Origin of the sequence: Streptomyces colwelliae, from assembly GCF_048158785.1 — a bacterium.
Classification (GTDB): Bacteria; Actinomycetota; Actinomycetes; order Streptomycetales; family Streptomycetaceae; genus Streptomyces.
The window spans coordinates 1-668 of sequence record NZ_JBLTJC010000878.1; the positions used below are offsets into that span (position 1 = coordinate 1).

The 668-nt window shown below is 63.5% G+C and carries 1 protein-coding gene and 1 pseudogene; both read right to left on the bottom strand.

What is annotated here, in order from left to right; translation table 11 throughout:
- Nucleotides 1-269, bottom strand: a pseudogene (locus ACNFOC_RS54950) (restriction endonuclease); the annotation flags it as partial.
- Nucleotides 270-481: 212 nt separating this feature from the next.
- The coding region (locus ACNFOC_RS54955) for a mechanosensitive ion channel domain-containing protein (protein ID WP_416966390.1) at nucleotides 482-668 on the bottom strand (187 nt) is incomplete at its 5' end.

Sequence of the window (668 nt, forward strand, 5' to 3'; positions counted from 1 at the left end):
GAAGCTGGCGCATCCCCTACCAGGGCGTCCCGCAGCAACTGTCGTAACTGCTCCGCTTCATGCTCGACGCCGATGGTTCGAACCTGTGCGAGTTCCGCCTGCCGCTGCTCGTACGCGACCTTCTGCTCCCGCTCCCGTCGTTTGCGATCCGCCTCGGCGGCCTTGCGTGCTCGCTCAGCCTGCTGTTCTTGCTGACGTTGTGCGCGCTGCATCGCCTGCTGTTGCCGCTGGTACTCACTTTGCCAATTGCTGTTCCGACGCTGAGCCATCGGATCCCTCCCCCTAGCTGCCGACCACCATGGGTCACGCTGTGCATTCCCGCAGGAGAGCAGAGAATCACCAGCAAATCGCGGCCACCTTCGAGCTGTCACGACGAGCTACTGATCGGAAGATCAGTCGTTCAAGGTCATACGGGCTGTGACCTGCGGCCCCACCACGATCGCCCCTATACCACTTGGCGGGACGCCACCCTGCTTCTCGATCAGGAGGACACACGCTGAGTCGGAGTCCGGCGAACCAAACCAGGCCCGCTACGACCAGACGCCGGCGGCTTGGACGTGAAGTACGACACCGGCATGGTGATCCGGCGTTCGTCCCAGGTCCGTACCGTCAGGAAGGTCAGGGTGATCTCCTCGATCGTGCCCCACTCGCCGTCCACGACCACGGCT